At 56.6% G+C, this 22,067-nt stretch carries 23 protein-coding genes; 13 read left to right on the plus strand and 10 right to left on the minus strand.

Annotated elements, in window-relative coordinates:
- Positions 1-57 precede the first annotated feature (57 nt).
- Both AAF465_01945 and AAF465_01950 read right to left on the minus strand, forming a co-directional pair.
- The gene (locus AAF465_01945; protein ID MEM7081486.1) at positions 58-2,040 is read right to left on the minus strand and encodes a non-ribosomal peptide synthetase; all 1,983 of its coding nucleotides are present in this window, start codon (positions 2,038-2,040) and stop codon (positions 58-60) included.
- A 1-nt stretch (position 2,041) separates the two neighbouring features.
- Positions 2,042-3,337 carry a cytochrome P450 gene (locus AAF465_01950; protein MEM7081487.1) on the minus strand — a complete coding sequence of 432 codons (1,296 nt, stop codon included), beginning with the start codon at positions 3,335-3,337 and terminating at the stop codon, positions 2,042-2,044.
- Positions 3,338-3,427: 90 nt separating this feature from the next.
- Here AAF465_01950 and AAF465_01955 point away from each other — a divergent pair, with 90 nt between their 5' ends.
- From AAF465_01955 to AAF465_01985, 7 genes are all read left to right on the plus strand, one after another.
- On the plus strand, positions 3,428-4,189 hold the full coding sequence (locus AAF465_01955) for a DUF374 domain-containing protein (GenBank protein ID MEM7081488.1): 762 nt from the start codon (positions 3,428-3,430) through the stop codon (positions 4,187-4,189).
- Between the two features lie 95 nt (positions 4,190-4,284).
- Positions 4,285-4,779: a sigma-70 family RNA polymerase sigma factor gene (locus AAF465_01960; protein MEM7081489.1), complete on the plus strand. Its 495-nt coding sequence runs from the start codon at positions 4,285-4,287 to the stop codon at positions 4,777-4,779.
- Complete coding sequence (locus AAF465_01965) at positions 4,776-5,363, plus strand: hypothetical protein (protein ID MEM7081490.1); 588 nt, start codon at positions 4,776-4,778, stop codon at positions 5,361-5,363. Before AAF465_01960 ends, AAF465_01965 begins: the two co-directional genes overlap by 4 nt.
- 54 nt (positions 5,364-5,417) lie before the next feature.
- Positions 5,418-6,851, plus strand: a complete 1,434-nt coding sequence (locus tag AAF465_01970; GenBank protein ID MEM7081491.1) for an alpha/beta hydrolase — start codon at positions 5,418-5,420, stop codon at positions 6,849-6,851.
- Between the two features lie 126 nt (positions 6,852-6,977).
- The gene (locus tag AAF465_01975) at positions 6,978-7,703 is read left to right on the plus strand and encodes an ATP-binding cassette domain-containing protein (protein ID MEM7081492.1); all 726 of its coding nucleotides are present in this window, start codon (positions 6,978-6,980) and stop codon (positions 7,701-7,703) included.
- Positions 7,704-7,712: 9 nt separating this feature from the next.
- Positions 7,713-8,864, plus strand: a complete 1,152-nt coding sequence (locus tag AAF465_01980) for an ABC transporter permease subunit (GenBank protein ID MEM7081493.1) — start codon at positions 7,713-7,715, stop codon at positions 8,862-8,864.
- 74 nt (positions 8,865-8,938) lie between these two features.
- Positions 8,939-9,409, plus strand: coding sequence for a DUF3465 domain-containing protein (locus AAF465_01985; protein ID MEM7081494.1), 471 nt, complete (start codon positions 8,939-8,941; stop codon positions 9,407-9,409).
- 113 nt (positions 9,410-9,522) lie between these two features.
- Here AAF465_01985 and AAF465_01990 read toward each other — a convergent pair whose 3' ends face one another.
- The 5 genes from AAF465_01990 to ftsY all read right to left on the minus strand — a co-directional run bounded on the left by AAF465_01990 (position 9,523) and on the right by ftsY (position 13,829).
- A complete protein-coding gene (locus tag AAF465_01990) occupies positions 9,523-9,726 on the minus strand; it encodes a dodecin family protein (GenBank protein ID MEM7081495.1) in 204 nt (67 codons plus the stop codon).
- A gap of 235 nt (positions 9,727-9,961) precedes the next feature.
- The gene (rpoH, locus tag AAF465_01995) at positions 9,962-10,822 is read right to left on the minus strand and encodes an RNA polymerase sigma factor RpoH (GenBank protein ID MEM7081496.1); all 861 of its coding nucleotides are present in this window, start codon (positions 10,820-10,822) and stop codon (positions 9,962-9,964) included.
- A gap of 303 nt (positions 10,823-11,125) precedes the next feature.
- The gene (ftsX, locus tag AAF465_02000) at positions 11,126-12,145 is read right to left on the minus strand and encodes a permease-like cell division protein FtsX (protein ID MEM7081497.1); all 1,020 of its coding nucleotides are present in this window, start codon (positions 12,143-12,145) and stop codon (positions 11,126-11,128) included.
- Positions 12,138-12,848: a cell division ATP-binding protein FtsE gene (ftsE, locus tag AAF465_02005; protein MEM7081498.1), complete on the minus strand. Its 711-nt coding sequence runs from the start codon at positions 12,846-12,848 to the stop codon at positions 12,138-12,140. The genes ftsX and ftsE overlap by 8 nt, the downstream gene beginning before the upstream one ends.
- Positions 12,849-12,857: 9 nt before the next feature.
- Positions 12,858-13,829: a signal recognition particle-docking protein FtsY gene (gene ftsY, locus AAF465_02010; GenBank protein ID MEM7081499.1), complete on the minus strand. Its 972-nt coding sequence runs from the start codon at positions 13,827-13,829 to the stop codon at positions 12,858-12,860.
- A 279-nt stretch (positions 13,830-14,108) separates the two neighbouring features.
- Here ftsY and rsmD point away from each other — a divergent pair, with 279 nt between their 5' ends.
- The 4 genes from rsmD (at position 14,109) to AAF465_02030 (ending at position 16,637) form a co-directional block, all read left to right on the plus strand.
- Complete coding sequence (rsmD, locus tag AAF465_02015) at positions 14,109-14,690, plus strand: 16S rRNA (guanine(966)-N(2))-methyltransferase RsmD (GenBank protein MEM7081500.1); 582 nt, start codon at positions 14,109-14,111, stop codon at positions 14,688-14,690.
- A 43-nt stretch (positions 14,691-14,733) separates the two neighbouring features.
- Complete coding sequence (gene coaD, locus AAF465_02020; GenBank protein MEM7081501.1) at positions 14,734-15,216, plus strand: pantetheine-phosphate adenylyltransferase; 483 nt, start codon at positions 14,734-14,736, stop codon at positions 15,214-15,216.
- A gap of 135 nt (positions 15,217-15,351) precedes the next feature.
- Positions 15,352-15,621 (plus strand): YfhL family 4Fe-4S dicluster ferredoxin, encoded by a 270-nt coding sequence (locus tag AAF465_02025; protein ID MEM7081502.1) that lies wholly within the window; start codon positions 15,352-15,354, stop codon positions 15,619-15,621.
- Positions 15,622-15,839: 218 nt separating this feature from the next.
- Positions 15,840-16,637 carry a BPSS1780 family membrane protein gene (locus AAF465_02030; protein MEM7081503.1) on the plus strand — a complete coding sequence of 266 codons (798 nt, stop codon included), beginning with the start codon at positions 15,840-15,842 and terminating at the stop codon, positions 16,635-16,637.
- A gap of 76 nt (positions 16,638-16,713) precedes the next feature.
- Here the strand turns inward: AAF465_02030 and mutM are convergent, their stop codons facing one another.
- The gene (mutM, locus tag AAF465_02035) at positions 16,714-17,529 is read right to left on the minus strand and encodes a bifunctional DNA-formamidopyrimidine glycosylase/DNA-(apurinic or apyrimidinic site) lyase (protein ID MEM7081504.1); all 816 of its coding nucleotides are present in this window, start codon (positions 17,527-17,529) and stop codon (positions 16,714-16,716) included.
- Between the two features lie 147 nt (positions 17,530-17,676).
- Here mutM and AAF465_02040 point away from each other — a divergent pair, with 147 nt between their 5' ends.
- On the plus strand, positions 17,677-18,870 hold the full coding sequence (locus AAF465_02040; protein ID MEM7081505.1) for a fatty acid desaturase: 1,194 nt from the start codon (positions 17,677-17,679) through the stop codon (positions 18,868-18,870).
- A 162-nt stretch (positions 18,871-19,032) separates the two neighbouring features.
- Positions 19,033-19,791: a sulfite exporter TauE/SafE family protein gene (locus tag AAF465_02045; protein ID MEM7081506.1), complete on the plus strand. Its 759-nt coding sequence runs from the start codon at positions 19,033-19,035 to the stop codon at positions 19,789-19,791.
- A gap of 213 nt (positions 19,792-20,004) precedes the next feature.
- Here the strand turns inward: AAF465_02045 and AAF465_02050 are convergent, their stop codons facing one another.
- Both AAF465_02050 and AAF465_02055 read right to left on the minus strand, forming a co-directional pair.
- Positions 20,005-20,391: an MAPEG family protein gene (locus tag AAF465_02050; protein ID MEM7081507.1), complete on the minus strand. Its 387-nt coding sequence runs from the start codon at positions 20,389-20,391 to the stop codon at positions 20,005-20,007.
- Positions 20,392-20,587: 196 nt separating this feature from the next.
- Entirely contained in the window at positions 20,588-22,066 is a 1,479-nt protein-coding gene (locus AAF465_02055; protein ID MEM7081508.1) for a PepSY-associated TM helix domain-containing protein, read from the minus strand.
- Position 22,067: the final 1 nt, after the last annotated feature.

Consider the following 22,067-nt stretch of genomic DNA (forward strand, 5'->3'; position numbering starts at 1 on the left):
AGGCGACCCGCTACGTCGAAAATCGGAGATCTCAATAATCTCCATTTATTCAGGTACTTAGTCCCTCTGCACCCAGGCAGCGATATCCCGCAGCGTCGGATGATCAAACAGATCGCTCACATCGAGCTTGCCAGGGAACTGTTCTTCGATAGCCAATGCGATTTCCGAGAGCGTGAGAGAACTGACGCCGACCTCAAATAAGTTGTCGTCGGGGCCGATCGGACTCTCCGCAAACTCTTGAGCGATGGCCACTACCTTCGCACAGACGTCAACGGCGGGGGCATCCGCGTCGTGATCCTCTGTGGCTGCATCTGGCCCCTCTTTGTCGGTCGGGAGAACGCGCACGCCCGGGGCAGTGAGCACGTCATCGAATTCGCCGCGCATAAACGCATTGGCAAGATGAAGGCGTTGAATTTTGCCTGAGGTGGTTTTGGGGATGCGCGACACCGGCACCACGTAGTCTGCCTCAAGCCCTAGGCGCGCGCTGATATTCGCGCGGATAGCGTTGGCACGTTCACCAAAATCAGCGACCTCTTGGCGATACAGCACAAACACGGCGACGCGCTCTCGTTCTTCGCCGGCCGGTCGTACGGCAGCGACTGCCACCTTGCCCAGTTCAGCACCGGGCACGTCGCTGAGCGTGGCCTCGACATCGTGCGCATAATAATTTTGCCCGGCGCTGATTAATACATCTTTAATCCTGCCCACAATGACCAGGCTCTTGCCCTCAGATCCGTCCACCCAAGCGCCGGAATCGCCTGTTCTAAGCCACCCGTCTTCTGTGAACAGACTGGCAGTGGTCGCGGCGTCCCCGTAGATCGCGTGCGTCACACTGTTTCCGCGAAGTTGAATATGACCGACCGTCTCGTGGGGCACGGGCTTGTCGTGGTCATCAGTAATGCGCAGTGCGACGTCGGGAATCGGGGTGCCCACGTGCACCAGCGCCAGTGCGTGATCGTGGTCCGAAGCGACCTTCTTGAGCGGGTTGCCGATGCCAAGCATCGAGCGATCCACGCAGGTGCTCTCAAAGTGAGTCTCGGCGGGCGAAAAGCTAACCCCGACGGTCGCTTCGGCTAGACCGTATACCGGCCGCAGGCTAGTGGCCTTTAAATTGAGTGGCGCAAGCGTTGTAAGAAAGGTGTCGCACAGCGATTTTGAAATAGGCTCTGCGCCGTTCAGTATCTGGCGCACCGCGCTCAGATCGAGATCATCAAGACCGCGCCGTGCAATACTCTTTAGCAAATGTTCGTAGCCGAAGTTCGGCGAGCATAAAAGGGTGCTGCGCCGTTCAGCAGCGAGCGACAGCCACAGTTTGGGCCGCCGGACAAACGCACTGGTATCGAGTATGGCGTGCGTCATCCCGGCGGCCAACACAGCAAGATGAAACCCAATTAGGCCCATATCATGGGTGAGCGGCATCCAGCTGAGCGCGCGATCATCGGCGGTCCATTCGCCAGCTTTGATAATCGCGTCAATGTTTGTCATGACGTTTTTATGCGTCAGACAAACGCCCTTGGGGTCGCCCGTTGAGCCTGAACTGTACTGAATAAACGCCACGTCGTCGGGCTGAGCGGCGACGAGTTGGCCGACGGCGTCGGGTTGACTATCGTCGGGCGTGAACACTGGCACGGTGTCCAGAGTGTGTTGGGCATGCCGATTAGTCGCGGCAAACTCGGTGAGGCGTGCGTGCTGATCGAGTGAGGTGAACAGCGTGGCATTGTTAAGCTGTCCCATAATGCGTAAGAGCTTGGAGCGGTGCTCGTCGCTGATGCCCACCGCGACCGGTACGGGCACGATGCCGCCGAGCACCGCCGCCCAGAACGCCACAATAAACGCTTCGTTCGACTGGGTGTAGATGATCAGTTCGTTACCTGTCTGCAGGCCGCGCTGTTGGAGCGTGGCGAGCAGTGCGCTGGCGCGCGCTTTGAGCTCGACTGGCGTCATCGTCGAGGTCTCGTCCTGTGTGCGAATGCATTCGATCTGAAGCGGGCGGGCCATCGATGCGTCGAGCATCTTGGCCAGTGTGGCGTAGCGCGGCACGTCAGGCTGCCCGCTGCTCGATGGTCAGATAAATCGGTTCGGCCGACCGCAGATTGATACCGAGTTCCAGATCTGGCTGGACGTTGGTGGCAACCGAGAATTTGGGCAACAGCGTGGCCAGCATGAGCTTCATTTCCAAGAACGAAAAATACTCGCCCAGACAGCGTCGGGGTCCCAGCGAGAACGGTAAGGATAAACCATCGGCGATACGTGTGCCTGGTGCAAAACGCGTTGGGTCAAACCGCTCGGGATCGGGCCAGTGGTGGGCGGTGGTGTGCAGGATGAGCGGTGAAATATAAACATCGTCACCGTCGCGAATGGTCAGATCATCGAGCTCGAAATCCGCCACCGCGCGCCGAGTAAACAACCAAACCGGCGGGTACAAACGCAGCGTCTCGTCCAGAACCTGCTGGCAATAGGTTAGATTGGATAGCGTGTCTGCGTCGAGTGATGGGCTGTCAATCTCGGCGAATTCACGGAGCATTGTCTGCTCCACTTCCGGGTGCGTGGCCAGTAAATACCACGCCCAATTCAGCGTGCCCGCCGAGGTCTCATAGCCTGCAACGGTCAATGTAATGATTTCATCGAGCAGTTCAGCGTCGCTGAAGCCTTGACCATCGCGATCGGTCTGTCCCATCAATACCGAAAGAAAATCGAAATGGTCGGCATCGGACTGTTGGCGGCGATGCTCAATGATAGAGAGGATTAGCGACCGAAGATCACGAACTTGCAGAACCACCCGCAAGTCGCGCGTAGCGTCTTCGCTTAAAAATGCAAACGGATTTTGACCTTCGGTGGCAATCGCGCGGTCGTAGTCGGGACCAAATATGGCGCGTAAAATCAGTTCAAGACCCGCGTCGTTCATTTCGCGCGTAATGTTCACACGCCCATTGTCGTGTTCGATTTTTTCTGCCCAGCGGCGCGCTCGCTCGTCGCAGCATGCGCGCATCATATCGATCAGTAGGTGCAGTTTTTTTCGCGAAAACGCCGGCTGAATCATGCGGCGCGAGCGCCTCCAAGTTGTGCCGTCGCTGACAATCAGGCCATTACCTAGCAGCATTTTGACGCGCTCGAAACCAGGCCCTTTGTAGAACTTGCCGTGATGCTTGACCAATAGGCGGTGCAAAAAATCGGGATGATTGATAAACCAGCCGCGGCGCCCATTGGGGCGCGTCAGCGCGACAACGTCGCCATACTCCCGTTGCAACGCGCGAAGCTGATCGAGGCTTTGCGGATCGATGCCAATCGACACCGGCTCGGACGGTCCGAGCGCTTGGAAATGAGTGGGAGAGTTCATGTATTAAGGCACAGTCCGGGCCGCGTTTCGCCGTATTTAAGTTTACAATGACCGGGTCTCAACCGATAGTGCAGCCGATAGCGAGTTTTAATGACTAAACCCGATTCATCCATCGATGCCCGTCGTGGCAAAGCGTCACGACGACGCATGACGCTGGGGCGTCGCGTCGCTTATGCGGTTGGCTTGCCGTTGCTGAGACTCACGTTACGGCTCTTATGGATGAGCTATCGGGTGAAGCCGATTGATCTTCCTGCCAGCGTCAACACCATGATCGACAACAACACGTTGTTCGCTCCGTGTTATTGGCATCAAAACCACATTCTGTGTACGAGCACCATCAAGCAGTGGATCAGGCGAGGATTTCGCGCAGCGTTTCTGATTTCGGGTTCGGTTGATGGCGAGGTGCCGGCACGAATCGCCGCGGCGTGGGGGGCCGAGGTGATTCGCGGGTCGTCAAACACATCCGGCGCGCTGGTTCTGCGCGACATGCACGCGGCGATGCGTGAGGGCGTTTCGATCGTAACAACCGCCGATGGACCACTCGGCCCGCAGCACCATTTCAAAGAGGGAGCGGTGCTGATGGCCCGCATTGGTGGCGCACCGCTGGTGGCGCTGGGGTGTGCCGCGGATCGTGCCTGGGTGCTCGAAAGGCGCTGGGACCAGTTTATTATCCCCAAACCCTTCGCTCGAGTAGCGATTTGCGTATCCGAACCCATCGATGTGCCCAAATCGGTGCCGGCCGATCAGCTCGAAACCTATCGGGCTCGGATGGAGCAGGCGGTGAATGAGCAAACGGCCCGCGCCCGGGCGGCGTTGGCCCTCACGGCCTCCGACACCACGCCCGGCGATTGACCGGTTACCGTTCGGCTATTTTCCGAGGCGTGTAATGGTTTGGTGGTCGCTGCGACTACACAGACTAATACCGGTGCTGAGCCCGAGGTAACCGCGTGGCGGTTGAACAGCAATTCCAACAGATTTTGGCAGAACATGCGTCGATGATTCAGCGTATTGCGCAAACGCATGAGCGTCGGCCGGCACTTATCCAAGAGCTGGTTCAAGAGGCGGCGTTTGCCTTGTGGCGCGCATTGCCCAGTTTTCGCGGCGACAGTTCGATGCGCACCTTTGTTGGACGCATTACACATAATGTCTGCATCAGCCATGTTCGTAAGGAGTCCAAAGGACAGCTTGACGAGCTGCCCGCGGAGTTAGTGGACCCCGGCCCCATGCCCGACGACGTGGCGGATCGCGACGGGCAACGAGCATGGCTGTTAGCGGCTGTGCGCGAGCTTCCCTTGAGTCTGCGGCCGGTTGTGACGCTTCATCTAGAAGGGTTTAGCAATAAAGAGATAGCGACCGCACTGGCGTTGACGCCCAATAATGTCGGCGTGCGCCTGAATCGCGGTCGCACAATGTTGAAAGCGCGTATCGAGGAAATCCGATGAACGATTCTCAGGACGACTTCAATCTCCGCAACATCTGGCAGCAAAGCCCGAGTGTGGATGTCGATGAGCTGATCCGCGGAGTGAAGCAGGCGCGCAGTAAGATGCGTCGTTTCTTTTACTTTGAGTTGGGTAGCTCGATATTGGGGTTGGCATTGATTGCCTGGTTTTGGAGTCTGGATGGGTTAGGAGATCAGCGCGGATTGATTGCGTTATTGGTGGTGGCCGCGATTGCCCTGCAGTTTTGGACATGGACTTGGCGCCGCGGGTTGTGGGACGCCATGGCCGGTTCGCCGCCGGAATTACTCGACTTGCAAAAGCGCCATTTGTTATTGGACATCAAGATTGCACGTTCTTGTTCATGGGGCGTGGTGATCGGTGTGCTTGTCGGTTTTGGCATGGGCCTGTTTGTTGAAGGAGAGCGCCTCGATATCGACGAGGGATTGCGTATGGCGCTTCTCGCCTTCGCCGTCATTTTTTTGCTGGCGCTTTTTTTGTGGGGCGTGCGTAAGGAAATGGTCGCTCGCACACGGCTCAAGGCACTCGAGAAGCGAATTCAGGCGTTAGAGGAAAGCGACATGTTGTAATGTTTTGGTGGCGGTGACGACTAGCGGGATACACTCACTTGCAAAGACGTTGCTATGAACCATCGAACACTGCACTTACTGTATCTCACGGTTATTCTGCTTCTACCGCTCTACTCCAATTCAACTTCCGGCCAAACGATCTCCACCGAACCGGAATGGCGAGCTTGCCACATTAAGGACATTGAATCGCGGGCGCGCTGCACCACGGTGGCGGTGCCCGAAGATTGGCAAGACCCCTCCGGCAAGCACATCAGTCTGCATGTGGCGGTTGTTCCGCCCAGTGGTGGCCAGGCGGTAAAAGAGCCGCTTTACCTGCTCGCCGGTGGTCCCGGTCAAGCGGCGACGTCACTGGGTCGCTATGTGGCTGTCGGTCTTGAGCGCGCGCGACGTGGGCGCGAAGTTGTGCTGGTCGATCAGCGCGGTACCGGCGGCAGTACGCCTTTTGGTTGTCGCTTCGAGACCGGGATGGACGTCACCATCAAGGGCGACCAGTTTGCGCGAGACTGTCTAGCGGGCACCGATAACCAGTCTGAGCATTATCATTCTGATGCGTTCATGCAGGACCTCAACGCGGTACGCGAACGGCTCGGACATACTCGCATCAATCTAGTCGGTGGCTCCTACGGTACGCGTGCGGCGCTGTTGTATTTACGAAAATACCCAAGTCAGGTGAACGCGCTGGTATTGGACGCCGTTGCCGCGCCGGAAACCGCCTTTTTCGAGCGCTTTTTGGTTAATGCATCGCGCGCCATTGATAATCTGATGGTCGATTGTGCGGCGGATGAAGACTGTGCGCGTGCTTTTCCAGATCTGGCCGACAAGTTAGCCCAAACGCTTGCATCGCTCGAGCGCGAATCGGTGATCTTAGAGCGGCCCAACGAGTTAGAGGTGACGCCGGATGTGTTTTTGAACGCGATGCGTAACGCGCTTTACACACCGCTCAATACGGCGCAACTTCCGTTGGTTATCGACGCGGCTGCCAATGGCGACTTTGGCCCGTGGCGTGCGATCGCCGGCAGTATGAATGGTGCGTTTACAGAGATGTCCGTCGGCACCCTGTTGTCCGTGCTCTGTGGCGAGGAGATCGCGTCGACGTCTGCAGAGGCCATTGCGGCTCTGAGCGGAGACGGCGTGTTCAGCAACGTGTCGATGGCCTTCTGGTTCGACGCATGCCGCGTGTGGCCGCATCGAGTAGCGGACACAGCTTATCGGGATCCGGTGGTGTCCGACGTGCCGGCACTGATTTTGTCCGGTGAGTTAGACCCGGTCACACCGCCGGCGTTTGGTGAGGTTGCCGCGTCGCGATTGCCTAACTCTCGTCACCTAGTTGCGCCTCATGGCGGGCACACAATTGGTTCATACGGCTGCATTCCAACCTTGGTTGCGGATTTTCTCGACTCGTTGGATGTGAACGCCATCGACGAAGAGTGCCTCATGCGTTTCGCTCGCGACCCCTACACGCTCAGTGCGTACGGTCCTCATCCTTAGCCGTTCTCGCTGACGCCCAAAGATCCGTAGACGGTGTCGGCATCGTTAGCGAAGTCTTGGCACACAGAACCGCTTTTACCAGCACACCCTACTCAGAACGCACAGTCGCGTTTTTTGGAGAACACAATGATTGAATTAAAACAGTTGCAAAAGTCTTTTGGCGATGTGCGCGCTGTCGATGGATTGAACCTGACAGCCCAAGACGGTCGCATCACCACCCTGTTGGGCGCCAATGGCTCAGGCAAGTCAACGACGCTTCGCATGTTGGCGGGCATCGTGGTGCCGGACGCCGGGACCGCCACGATTGATGCGATAAATGTCGCGATAAAACCGCTTGAGGCTCGGCGCCGTCTTGGGCTGTTTGGCGACAAGTTCGGTTTGTATCCGCGTCTTACCGCCTACGAACATCTTGAGTACGTAGCAGGTTTTCATGGTTTGCGCGGAGCGGCCAGAAAAGACGCCATTCTCTCGGTGAGTGAGCTACTTGATATGAACAACATTTTGCATCGTCGTACTGAGGGCTTTTCTCAGGGGCAACGAATGAAAGTGGCGCTGGCTCGAACGCTGGTGCATCAACCCCAAAATATTGTGCTCGATGAACCGACGCGCGGTCTCGACATTATGAGTATTCGGCTGCTTCGCTCGGTGCTCAAGTCCTTGCGAGACGCGGGCCGCTGTATTTTGTTATCGAGTCACGTTATGGCGGATGTGGAAGAGCTGTCGAATCACATCGTGTTTTTGGCGGCGGGTAACGTTGTGCACGCCGGCACGGCCGAAGAGCTGATCGCCGCGGGCAACGCCGACTCTTTAGAGGAAGCCTTTATCACAATGACTCAGCGCCGCGTGGCCTAGGAGAAGAGCATGAATGCGTTTTTGAATGTCGTAAGCAAAGAGTGGCGCGATGCCTCGCGGGATCGTCGCAGCGTTATGGCGTCATTGTTGTTCGCTGCGTTTGGCCCTTTGATGATCTACCTACTGCTGGGTTCGCTGGCGGATGAGATGGACGAGTCGGGTGACTTGCAGGTGGCAATCATCGGCGCAGAACAGGCACCCGCGCTGCTGACACGACTGACCGAGCAGGGTGTCGTGTTTGAACAGTTTGCGTCGCGCGCTGAGGCGGCTGACAGTTCGGCGGAGGTGCTAGTTAAAATTCCCGACGACTACCGCGATCGCTATTTGAGCAACACGCCGATCGATATCGCGGTAACCGCCGATTTTAAAGACGGCAAGGCCGAGGCGGGTGCGCGACGTGTGACCACGCTGATCAATGGGTTTGGTCAGACGGTGGCGTACTCCCGCATGGTCGCCGCGGGTGTGCTGCCCGGATCACTAAATGTCGTGCGTGCGCAGTCCTACGATTCGTCACTGGCCGGTGGGCGGGCAGCGGCGATCAGCGATACGCTGATTTACATGCTGCTGTTAAGTGGTTTTATAAGCGGTGCATTCATGGCCGCGGATTCCGTCGCGGGGGAGCGGGAGCGTCATTCTCTGGAATCGTTGCTCGCTCAACCGGTGAGTCCGCTGTCGATCGTGGGCGGCAAGTGGCTCACTGCGGGCGGGATCAGTGTTTTTGTGTCGATTGCGACGGCGGTCATCAGCGGCGTGTTGTTGGCCAAAGCGCCGCTCGATGTTCTGGGTCTGCGGCTGTTTATCGATCCAGCGAGCATTGCGCTGGGCGCGTTGATTTTGGTACCGCTGGCACTGCTTGCAGTCGCGATTCAGATGTTTGTCGCCGCCCGAGCTCGGACTTATCGCGAAGCCGGTACCTATGCGCAATTTACGATGTTCATTCCCATTGCTGTTGCCGGGTCGGTCATGATCGGTAGTGTCGATTACGGCGCAGTCGGTGAGTGGTTGCCCCTCACCAGTCAGACCATCGCGTTGAAGGATGTGTTGCTTGAAGGCGGTTCGTCCGCTCGAGCCCTCTTGGGCGGATCGCTCACCACGCTCCTCGCGGCATGGGCGCTGGTGTGGCTAACCTCAAAACGTCTCAGCGATGAGCGCGCACTGTAACGTTTTGTGGGAAGGCTTGCGTAGGGTAGCGCAAGCCGACATTATCGCGTTGTCGAAACGATGAAACAGTCACCATGAAAAAACCCGCCGGTCTTCTCAAACAGCTTGGTGTGCTTGCGCTGCTTGTTGTGCTCTATCTCGGCAGCGAGTATCTAGGGCTGGGTAACGACTCATCGACCGGTGGAACGCCCCCTGTGGGTGGTCAACCTGCGGACGATACTGATCTGATTATCGAGAGTTTTAAGGCGGGTCAATCGGATGTGTGGGTCGAAGCCAGCGGCGAAGTGGCGCGAGTGTTACCGGATGACAATGACGGTTCGCGTCATCAGCGTTTCTTGGTGGAACTGCGCACGGGGCATACGGTGCTCATCGCACACAATATTGATCTGGCGCCAAAAGTGCCGCTTGCCAAAGGCGATTGGGTGGCGTTTCGCGGGGAATACGAGTGGAACGATCGCGGCGGTGTGGTGCACTGGACGCACCACGATCCGCGCGGTCGGAAAAGAGGCGGTTGGATCAGCCATCGACAAAAGACCTATGAATAGTGTTTGTGCAAAATCAAAAAGCCCAGGTTGAACCTGGGCTTTTTCATTTGTGACGAGCGCGTTTGTGCCGCGCTTGTATCAAGCACTGGGTTTATACAGTGCGTAACCAGCGCTCAGTCTTTAAGCACGAAAGTGATTTTCATGTTGACCCGGTATTCAGTGACTTCGCCGTCGTTAACGACGACCTTTTGACTGTCGACCCAGGCGCCGGAGATGTTATCGAGCGTTTTGGCGGCGCGTTTGATGCCTTGTCGAACCGCGTCTTCAAAGCTCTTAGTGCTGGAAGCGGTAATTTCCGTAACGCGTGCAATGGTCATGATGTCACTCCTTGGTGATGAATTAATCGGTTTACTCGTCGCAACCGGCGAGCGGATCATACTAGGAGTAGGGTAAGGGACACGTCAAATGATCAGCAGACGCTCGAAGAGCGTGGTTAATTTGAACGTCGAGCTTGCGCCCTTTGACGATAGGTCGAAAGGCGCTGTGTAAACAATCATAAAAAAAGCCCGCGGCGAGGTCGCAGCGGGCTTTGTGATGGGGTTAGCGCGAGTTTCAGATCATGCTGGCTTTGAGCAGCTTGAGGCCGCGGCTCTCAATTTGGCGAATCCGCTCGGCGGAGACGCCATATTCGTTGGCAAGCGCGGTGAGTGTCTCTTTTTTCTCGGTGAGCCATCGGCGCTCAAGAATGTCACGCGTTCGCTCATCGAGTTCACTCAATGCCCGACCGAGCTCGGCGGACTGGTGCGATTGCTCGTCCGCTTCTTCGATCGCCACTTGTGGATCTGCGTCGGGTGCTGGCAGGTAGGTCTCAGGGCCGTAGCCATCGGACTCGCCAGCAGCCGGTACCGCATTGAACGACATGTCGGCGTTGGCCATACGGCGTTCCATTTCGATCACGTCCTTGACGTCAACGCCCAGGTCGTTAGCAATCGCTTTGGTGTCTTCGACCGACAGCCAAGAGAGGTTTTTCTTCTTTTTACGAAGATTAAAGAACAGTTTGCGTTGTGCTTTGGTTGTGGCCACTTTGACCACTCGCCAGTTGCGCAGCACAAATTCATGAATTTCGGAGCGAATCCAATGTACGGCAAATGACACCAAGCGGACGCCGACGTTTGGATCAAAGCGCTTGACGGCCTTCATCAACCCCACGTTACCTTCCTGAACAATGTCCGCCAGATTGAGACCATAGCCTGAGTAGCCTCGAGCAATGTGTACGACAAATCGCAAATGGCTGAACACCAGCTCGCGCGCCGCGTCGAGGTCGTCATTCTCGCGGTAGCGGGTAGCCAGCTCAATCTCGGTCTCTTTTTCCAGAATGGGGATCTGGGTGACGGTCTGAAGGTAGGCGTCGAGACTGCCTACGGGACCCGCAAGTACCTGATTGTTAGACTGTAATACGACAGCGTTGGTCATTTTCGTCTCCATTGGGCGCCTATTTTAGCACTCCAGCCTATAGAGTGCTAAACGCGATCTGGGTTCCCATTCGTCCTAGATTAAAATCCTATTCTAATCAGAGGCTTGTAAATTCAGGGTGAAACAGGCCCAGTCGATTTAGGCGTTCTCACGAAGTGGGGGCGGGATTGTGAATTTCAACCCGGCCGTCTCCACGGCGCGCCGGTTGGCCGGCTAAGCGATTGATATGATGAGAAAAGAACTGATGCGGCCGCTCACCCCGCGTTCTCAACGGCGAGTTTCAGCGGATGTGAAGCCGCATCGCTAACCCGGTTCGATGCGTCGGATTTGCCGCGAGGCGGCGATGAAGGCGCCCACAATTCCCAGTAGTGCGGCTGCGCCGAGCAACCAAGCCCACTGGCCATTTTCGAGACCACGCAGCGTGTAGTCGCTGCCGTATAAACCCGCCACCCGTTGAACCGGCCCGGACATGACCGTGACGGTGAGGGTGATCAGCGCCAGCGCCACGCCACCCCCAAACAGGCCGAACCACAAGCCGGTGTAAACAAACGGCCGGCGAATGAAACTGTTGGTGCCGCCCACCAACTTGGTGATCTCGATCTCATCGCGTCGTTGCTGCACTTCCATGCGGATGGTGTTGCCGACGATAACTAAGACAGCAAGAGCAAGCAGTGAAGCGGCGACAAATACCGCGCGCTTAATCACATCGAGAATGCTCTGTAACCGCGCGACCCACTCGGTATCGAGTTGCACAAGATCAACATTGGGCAGCTCGCCGAGCTGCGCGGCGAGCGCAGTCATTTTTTCGGGGTCATCGTCGATTCCGGCCGGTCGCACAATGAGTGAGGCAGGCAAAGGATTGTCGTCAAGTGTTTCAATCGCTCGGCCGAAGCCCGACAACGCTTTGAAATCTTCGATGGCTTCGTCGGCCGAGATGACGACCACGCCATCCACCGCTTCAAACTGCTCAATACGCTGCCGCAGCTCATCGATATCGTTGTCGCTCGTGCCAGGTGTAACATAGACCGACAGATCGATGGCGCTGGCCCACTCACCACTGATCAGTCGGGCATTTTGAACCAGTAAATGCAGACCGGCGGGCAGTGCGATCGCAATGCCGATGACCACCAACGTGAGTAAAGTGGCAAACGGCTGACGTAGGAGTCGTTTTAACGCATTTGTCGCCGCCTCAATGTGGCCGCCAGCCAGCACTCCCATCGACGTGGATTGGCGACTTGATCGCTTGCGCACGGCGCCTTGGCGTGAGGCTGTTGCGCGACGCACGGATTTGGCGTCGGGGCCCTGTCGAGGTCGGCTAGACAATGTAACGGTCTCCGCCGGAGGACGCGCTGTCCGGCTCATTCTCGTTATCGGGCGAGACCAATCTGCCATTGTCGAGTGTCAGCAGACGCGGTCGGAATGACTGAATCAGATGATGATCGTGACTCGCCACCATTACGGTCACGCCAACTTCGCTGAAGCGCTGGAATATCGTCATGATTTCCATTGACAGTTCGGGGTCGAGGTTGCCGGTCGGTTCGTCGGCAATCAGCAGAGCAGGCTTGCGCACGACCGCGCGAGCGATACCTACACGTTGTTGCTCGCCCGTGGAAAGCGCTTCGGGCAGCGATTGTTCCTTGTGCAATAAACCGACCTGATCGAGAGCGGCGCGCACGCGCTTTTCGATTTGATTCTTGGGCACGCCGGCCACGACCAGCGGTAACGCCACGTTCGCAAACACATCACGATCGTAAAGCAATTTGTGATCTTGAAATACGACGCCGACCTGGCGACGGAAAAACGGAATGCGACGAGCGGTGGTCTTGGCGGTGTTAACGCCGTTAATAAAGACTTGGCCGCGCGTGGGGCGCTCGATGAGCGCAATGAGCTTCAATAGCGTGCTTTTCCCTGCACCGGAATGGCCGGTCAGGAACGCCATGTCACCGGCTTCAAGCGCAAAGCTGACGCCGGACAGTGCGTCGTGTCCGCCCGCGTAGCGTTTCGTGACGTTCTCGAATCGAATCACGGCGCGATGCTATTCCGGACCCTTGAGCAACGCATCGACGTACTGCTCGGCGTCGAATGGTCCCAGGTCGGCCGCTTGTTCGCCGATGCCGACATACCGAATCGGTACGCCTAATTTCTTAGCGACGTTAATCAGTATGCCGCCCTTGGCGGTGCCATCCAGTTTGGTGATGGTAATACCGGTTAGCCCAATCGCTTCATTAAACTGAGTCGCTTGCGCCAGCGCGTTCTGCCCGTTGCTCGCATCGATAACGAGCATGACTTCATGTGGCGCGTCTTCATCAATGCGGCCCAACACGCGCTTAATTTTTTTCAGCTCGTCCATGAGGCCATCCTGAGTATGCAAACGGCCGGCGGTGTCGGCAATGAGGACTTCCATTTCCCGCGACTTGGCCGCCTGAAAGGCGTCGAACACCACGGCGGCCGGATCGGCGCCGGTGCTCTGTGCGATCACCGGCACATTATTGCGTTCACCCCAGGTCTGCAGTTGCTCAACGGCCGCCGCGCGAAAGGTATCGCCGGCCGCGAGCATGACGGGCACGCCATTTTCACGAAAGCGCCGCGCCAGTTTGCCAATGGTGGTGGTCTTGCCCGCGCCGTTGACGCCCACCATTAGAATCACAAACGGTCCTTCGGCGCCGCGCAACTTTAGCGGCTGGTTGCACGGCTCGAGAATCTCGAGCATGGCCTTCTTGAGCGCGGCATACAGCGCCTTGCCATTACTCAGTTCGTTGCGCGAAATCTGGCCTTGAATGTCGCTCATGATCTGTTCAGTGGCATCGACGCCCACATCGGCCATCAGCAGTCGAGTTTCGAGTTCCTCAACCAGATCGTCATCGATCTTGCCGCCGCCAAACAAATCGCCGAGGTCGGCCGTCAGCCACGATTCGCCTTTGTTGAGACGTGCGCGCATGCGCGAAAAGAACCCGCTTTTTTTGGCTGCTGCCGAGTTGTCAGGTTGTGGAAGGTCGGAATCGGACATGATGGCCTTCTGTTGTGCCCGCAGAAGCGGAGGGTGAGTGGCGTCATTTTCGCTTGATATCATCGCGTAAGCCGCAAGCGACGGGTGCGCGCAGAGCCCGAGAGCGATATTGGTCGGGTCGCTCAGGCCTGCGCACGCAAGACGAAGCGGTTATGCTAGCGATTATGTGCTCTATTTTCCATGCAATTGCGCGGTTGATCGCGCTGACCAACCGACCGACGTTGCACACGATGTCGAGCGCCGTGGTGCGCCGCGTTGGCGGTGGGGTGAAGCTAATCGATGGGCGCTCGTAAACCCTCAACCGCCAACGAGTTTCGCCTTATCGGTGGTCGGTTTCGACGACGAAAATTGCGTTTTGCGGAGGGTTCCACCGCGCGTCCAACGCCTGGCCGGGTTCGCGAGACGCTGTTTAACTGGCTCGCGCCGCACATCGAGGGGCTACGTGTTCTCGATTTGTTCGCTGGATCCGGTGCGCTGGGTCTAGAAGCGTGGTCGAGAGGGGCAGGACAGGTCACGCTAATTGAGCGGGATGCCCGCCTTGTGCGCAGCATTGAACAAAATATTGCCTTATTGGAGCCGAACACGCGCGATATTGTGGTTCACTGCGCGCTGGCTGAGGCGTATATCCCCACGCAGGAGCAGCCGGTAGACCTCGTGTTTCTCGATCCGCCGTTCGACGCTCACAGTCACGGCAAATTGTGTACACTTCTGGAATTGCATCGCAGCATAACGCCCGGTGGTTGGTGCTATCGCGAGATGAGCGCCGGCCGCGAGCCGGACCCGCTGCCGCAAAATTGGGACGTGGTGCGCGATAAGCGCGCCGGCAATGTGCGCTATCAGCTCATTCGGGTAGCGCCCTAACCGACGTCGGCGCTTTGACGACGACACACAACGAGAGCACGGCATGCGAGCACTGTATCCGGGAACGTTCGACCCCATTACCAACGGCCACCACGATCTGGTGCGGCGCGCCTGCCGCATTTTTGATGAAGTGGTGGTGGCGATTGCATCGAACCCCAAAAAGCGACCGCTATTTACTCTGGAAGAGAGGGTGGAACTGGCGCGCCTGGTGTTGAGCGATATTTCCAACTGCTCGGTCATCGGCTACACGGGGCTTACTGTGCAGTACGCGCGCGACAACGACATCGGCGTGATGGTGCGTGGGCTGCGCGCGGTGTCGGATTTTGAATTTGAATTTCAGATGGCCACCATGACGCGCAAAATAGAGCCCGAAGTGGAAACCGTGTTTCTCACACCGGATGAGCAGTTCACTTATATCTCCTCGACCATGGTCAAGGAAGTGGCCACGTTTGGCGGTGACGTGTCGCCGTTCGTGCATCCACGCGTGCATGATGAACTGAAAAAACGAACGTACTCTGGGAGCTAGCGGTATGTTCGCAAAATGGATGGCATTCATAGGTTCCCGAGCGGCGGGTATCGGCGCGACCGGTGTTGTACGGATGCTGTCGGGTACCGAGCGTGGCGCGGTCTGCGGGCCGATCAACGGCTAGGCATTGGGCTCATGTCACTTAAAATCACCGACGAGTGCATCAACTGCGACGTATGTGAACCGGAGTGTCCCAATGAAGCGATTTACATGGGTCCCGAGATCTATCACATCGATCCGTCTCTGTGCACCGAATGTGTGGGGCATTTTGATGAGCCGCAGTGTCAGCAGGTGTGTCCGGTAGACTGTATCCCGCTCGATGACCTCCATGTTGAGACTCCCGAGCAGTTGATGGCGAAGTATCATCGGTTGACGTCGAATAAAGACTCTTCTGGCTCGTCTTGAGCGCCAGGCTCTTTTGACGCTCAATTTGCTTTGGCCGAATGGACCGACATAGAACGGTTCTGATGGTATGGCAATCCATTCCTCACACTCCGTTTGTTTAAGCGCCTCTGGGTCGTGTCATTCGATGTCCGGTCATGATGTGCCGTAGAGTCGACGATACGCTGAATTCCCTTTCGCATTGGCGTAAGCTCTAGGCGTCATCACATGGGGGAAACACAATGGACGATAACAACAATCCATACCAGGCTCCGTCAGCCAATATTGAAAGGCCCTTATCCGGTGGAGATGTTACGCTCCTCGATCAACCCAGAAAGCTGCCTGCAGGTAGAGGTTGGGGTTGGATCGCAGAGGGTTTTGGTTTTTTTAAGCGCAGTCCGGTTGGATGGATTCTTGGACTTATCCTCGGCGGCTTGGGCATCTTGCTGTTGATGTTTATTCCGCTGATTGGCCCGATTCTCTATATGCTGAGTTTCTATGTGGTGATTGGTGGGATCATGCTTGGATGTCACGCGCAAAGTCAGGGTCAACCGTTTGAAGTGAGGTATCTGCTCGCGGCGTTTAGTAATCCTGTCAAACTGATCTTGCTCGCGGTTGTTGTGCTGATCGCCACCATCGTCATCATGGGGGTGACGCTCGGACCCACCTTTGTGTCGATGATGACTTCGCCATTGGGATCTGAGTCGGAAACGGCGGCCGCCAACGCGCTTTTGGGCGACCCGACCGGTTTTATGCTGAAAACGCTGATCGGCTCGTTGATATCAATACCACTTGCGATGGCGATCTGGTTTGCCCCTGCGTTGATCACCCTTCACGACGTTGGCTTAGTGGATGCCTTGAAGCGCAGCTTTGCGGGTTGCCTGAAAAACATGCTGCCGTTTCTCGTGTTCGGTGTAATTGGCCTCGTGTTGTACTTTCTCGCTATCCTGCCGATCGGCTTGGGTTTGTTGATCTTCTTGCCAACGTTTACCGCAGCGACCTACGTCGCCTATCGCGACATCTTTACTGAATCGGCCTGAGGCTATTTGTCAGGTGCTCAATCTTCACACAATGAGTCGATCGCCGTAACGCCCGCATTCGCGGGCGTTACGGCATCTAGCGTTGACAGCCCGTGCAATAAAAACTCGAGCGTTGGCCGATGACCTTCATTTTGATCGGCCGGGCGCAGCGCGTGCAGGGATTCCCTTCCTGACCGTAGACATCCAGCTCTTGACTGAAGTAGCCGCGAAAGCCCTCTGCATTTGTGTAGTCCCGAAGCGTCGTGCCGCCCGCGTCAATCGCTTCTCGCAACACATCCTGAATGTGGCCGTGCAGTGCGCGGTATTTTTGAAGTGATACCCGACCGGCCTGTCGATGCGGCAAGATGCCCGCCCGAAATAACGATTCACTGGCGTAGATATTGCCAACCCCCACAACGATCTTGCCGTCCATGATGAAGTTCTTGACTGCCAACGATCGTGTGCGTGAACGGGCGTGCAGATAGTGGGGCGTAAAAGCGGTGGATAAGGGTTCGGGTCCGAGCGATTGAATCAATGCATGCTGCGCGGGGTCTTCTTTGGTGTGCAGCACACACCCAAACCGGCGAGGGTCCGTGAATCGCAATACTCGCCCATCTTCAAAGGTGATATCGATGTGATCGTGTTTCTCAGGGTTTGGCGCAGGGTTAATTACCCGCAGATTACCCGTCATGCCGAGGTGAATAATGAGGTGACCGTTAGTCAGCGCGATGAGCACATACTTTGCCCGCCGCGTCACATCAACAACCGTCTGATTTTTAACAAGTTGTCGCAGATTTCGTGGCACAGGATGGCGCAGTGCACGCTGGCGTACCACCGCGTTGGTGATGGTCAACCCTTTGATATGTGGTCGAATTCCACGTGTGGTGGTTTCGACTTCTGGTAATTCAGGCATGACAACGAAAAATTGTGACGCGCGCACGGCGCAATGCAACGCATGAGTCTAACGTGGAATTGAACAATTGGAAGCCTCTCGCGTTGGCAGATCAAGGTGCTTCCTCTATAGTTCGTTTTCTTGCAGCGCGCTCTATCGGAGTCATTCATGGATTATCTTTTTGGTTTCTTTCGCCCCTCAATCTGGGTGTACTTTGTGGTGGCACTGGTGATGATGCAAATCACCATCATGGGCGTGACGCTGTATCTGCATCGCGATCAGGCTCATCGAAGTGTCGATCTGCATCCAGCGCTGCGACATTTTTTCAGGCTCTGGATTTGGATGACGTCATCGATGCTCACCGCCGAATGGGTCGCCGTTCACCGCAAGCACCACGCAAAATGCGAAACGGAGGATGATCCTCACAGTCCGCAGGTGCGCGGTTTGAAGAAAGTCCTGCTCGAGGGAGCCGAGCTCTACAAAGCCGAAAAAGACGATCCCGAAACCATTAAAAAATACAGTCGCGGCTGCCCCGATGATTGGTTAGAGCGCAACGTCTACACGCGCTTCCCTAACGCCGGCATTCTCGCCATGTTCATTATTAATGTATTGCTCTTTGGCGTGGTCGGTATTTCCATCTGGGCGTTCCAAATGATGTCTATGCCGCTTTTTGCTGCGGGGATCATCAATGGCTTGGGCCACCACACCGGCTATCGCAATTTCGAATGCGATGACGCCGCGACCAACCTGACACCCTGGGCATTTTTCCTCGGTGGCGAAGAGTTACACAACAATCACCATGCGTTCCCCAGTTCCGCTAAATTTTCCGTGCGGAAATGGGAGTTTGATATCGGCTGGATGTATTTGACGATATTTAAATTCTTTGGACTGGCGAAAGTGCGGCGCGTGGCACCGACACCTGTGCTTGAGGATAAGGAAATCGTTGACATCGAAACGGTCAGAGCCATCGTGCAAAACCGCATGCATGTACTTCGCGAGTACGCTAAGTCGGTCACGTTACCGGTGCTAGCGGCGGAGAAAAAACGTGTTGGCGCAGAGCGCATGAAAGACATGTGGAGTAAGGCGCGGCGTGTTCTGGTGCGTCGACCAGAACTACTCGACTCGACTCACCGCGCGAAGCTAGAAACACTGCTGGCGAACAACGCTCGGCTTAAAACTGTGCATGAGTATCGTGAACGGCTGCGAGAGCTGTGGTCGGGTGCGACGGTGAGCAACGACAAACTCCTTCAGCAACTCAAAGAGTGGTGCCAACAGGCCGAGGACACCGGCATTCAGGCGCTGCAGGAGTTTTCTGATCGACTCAAGCGCTACACGCTGGCACCGGCTGCCGCAACCGCGTGACCGATTGGGTGGTCGTCGGGCAATCGACGTGCACCGTCAACAGCCTGTGACCTATCGTCGTGTGTGTCAGCACACGAGCGGGTTGGTGAACGCCTCGTGCGTAGAGGGTGCTTGGTCGGCCCCGATAGTCGCTGATGCGGCGCTCACCACGGACGTTGAGTAGTGGACCTACTCTGGTGGCATTATCTGCTGCTATTTCTAAGCGGCATTGCGGCGGGTTTCATGAACGTCATGGCCGGGGGTGGCTCAATGCTCACGGTGCCAGTGATGGTGTTTCTCGGCTTGCCGGGTCCGATCGCGAACGGCACAAATCGCATTGCGATTGTCGCTCAGAATGTCACCGCGGTCGCGACGTTTTTCCGCAAGGGTTTTTCAGATTTCAAACTGAGTGTAACGCTCGCACTGTGCGCCGTACCGGGTTCAGTGCTCGGTGCGATGGCGGGTGTGCGGCTTGAGGGCGTGTGGTTTAACCGGGTGCTGGCCATTGTGCTCGTGTTTGTCATGATCATGATGTGGCGGAAGGATCGTCCCGACACTCGGAATGACAATCCACCCACTCGGAGTCGTATTCTGGCTGCCCATGCACTGATGGTGGGGGTTGGATTCTACGGCGGCTTTATTCAAATCGGTGTGGGTTTTTTACTCATCGGCGTGCTCGCCAATGTGCTCAATCTTGATCTTGTGCGTGTGAATATGCACAAAGTGTTTGTTGCCGGAAGCTTTAACCTCGCGGCGCTGCTGGTGTACGCACTGAACGTGCCGATTGTTTGGGCGCTCGGTTTGACGTTGGCGCTGGGAAACTCGATCGGTGGCTACCTAGGCGCGCACACCTCGGTGAGTAAAGGCGACAGTGCAATTCGATGGGTGCTCAACGCGGTGCTCATTGTGTTTATCGCCAAACTGATCATCGACTCGCTTTGACCGACTTGTCCTGACTCAAACACGAGAGTCAGGTCTGTCATTCGATGACGTACTCTTCAGCGGCGGTCAGCGCCGACATAGCCGGCGCAAGCGATGCGTGCACATGCCTCGCGCCCATCACCATAACCCCATCGTGCACAGCCACCTCACACGTTGCCGCGGGTCGATTCAACGATGCAAATGAAATTCGCCTTCGGTGGTGCGCGCGTCGTGCTAGGGAATCACGGCCATCACGGCACCGATCAGGCCGCCGATTACCAATGTAATCTGGCACAAAAACGCTAGGCCAAACCCCTTGCCGCGTTTACTGGGGTCGGACACATAGCCGCGCAGGTAAAGGAAGCGGCCGATGATATACAAAAGACCAATCGCGGCGCCGATGCGCGGATCCCAATACAGATTGAATACCCACAGAGCCGGGATCGCGACAACCGCGTTTTCAACCGAGTTCTGATGCACGCGAAAGTAGCGTTCGAATACTGGATCGCCAGATACCGCGGGCGCTTTGACCCCGGTCTGTTGTCGCGACTTGCCAACCAGCATGGTGAAAATCAGAAGCTGAATGACAATGAGGAGCGTGATGATCGCGGAGTATTCCATAGCGTGGCCTTTCTTCTACAGAGGACGGCGTAGTGTACTCAATCTGCCTCCACAGCCAAGTGGCACTGCACCATGCAAGAGGGTTGTGCGATTAGACACCGGAATGTCGACGGTCTGCCGTCCAGTCGCGTGTTCAGTGTGCGTCCGGCGCTGGGCGCGACCGTACCCAAGCGGAACATCCGCGGCTCAGCACTAATCAATGAGTGGTGGCGGTGTTAGGCGACATCGGATCGCGCCGACTTACCCAAGCGATAAGCAACCCGGCCAGTCCGAGTGTTGCGAGCGTGACGGGCAGAACCGGATCGGCAAGTACGAACTCGCGGTACCGAAGACTGTGCGTGACAACGGTGCTGATCAATGTGATGCCAGTCGCCCATTTTAACCAACGCCGCATGGTGTGAGCGGATGAGCGAACGCTGGCTACCGCGACTAACAGGATTAAGCCCAACCAAAAAAACAGAACCAGCGCGAGGCCTTCGAGACTGGCGGCTAAGGCAAGCAGCAGGGTGAGGCCAAGCATGAGCGGTGTGCCCCATACAATCGCTTCCCAGGCCGATTCGAGTCGTGGTGCGGCACGCTTTTTCTGTCGTCGACGTAGAAAATAGATGCGCAGCCCGCTCGCTACGATGATGCACAGCATAAGTCCGAAGACAGAATACGCTAACTTGACGGCAAGTCCGCCCCAATTGCCAAAATGCACGTTGTACACCGACCCGATGATTTGTTGGCCCAGCGTGCCGTCGGACATGCCGACATTGCCTTTGTATTGACCACTGGAATCAAACTGGTAGTAATCGCCGAATATCAGTCGGTCGCTATGCTTGGCGATGATCGACGTGCTTTGTCCGGCTGTGCCAGGATCGTGGAGAATTAAAAAGGTCGGAGGTAATTGCGGATACACATCCGTCATGTATTGAATGGGTGTTTCGATATTTGCAAAGGGTGCCGCGGTCTCGATAGGCGCTGGCTCACCGCCAAATACCGGATCGAATACGCCACCAATATCGCCGTCAAATCGAAGCGCGGCAATCGCAAACGCTAATAGGCTGGCCAAACCCAGCAGGGCACCTGTCAACGCATTGGAAATGTGAAACGGCGACGTCCAAACGCTTAGCCGGTTGTGTAAATCAACCAGCGGTAAGAGTCCTTCGCCCCGACGCAAGGTAAACGCGTCGCGAAAGATACGCGGGTGCGCAATAAATCCGGACAGCGACATGGCGAGCAAAAACGCACCGAGGGCACCCACAACGGTGAGTCCGAGAATCTGCGGTAGGTGTAGATAGTAATGTAGGTCGAGTAGAAACTGCGTCCACGGAAAGTGTTCTTTGATGCCGGCCGTGCCATCCGCATTGGCGAAGAAAGCCTGCGTGTCGGTGGTGATCACCGTTCGCGGTAAATCCGGTTGAGGAAAGTTGATATACAGGTGTGTGGTGGATGGATTTTCACTTTCAAACACCGCCTGCGCAGCCGCCGCGGCCGCAGCGGGCGAAATCTGAGTCATTTCCGGCGCCTGCGGTTGCTCCCAACGCTGCAGTTCACGGTTGAACACCGAGAGCGTGCCGGTGACTGCCAGGATATAAATCAGCGCGCCTAGCGCAAGTGCGATGGCGGTGTGTGCTTCCAGTCCTTGGGCGACACGCCCGGTTTTTTCTTTGGTTGCTGAAGCCGGTTCCATA

Source organism: Pseudomonadota bacterium (assembly GCA_039028935.1).
GTDB lineage: Bacteria > Pseudomonadota > Gammaproteobacteria > Steroidobacterales > SZUA-146 > SZUA-146.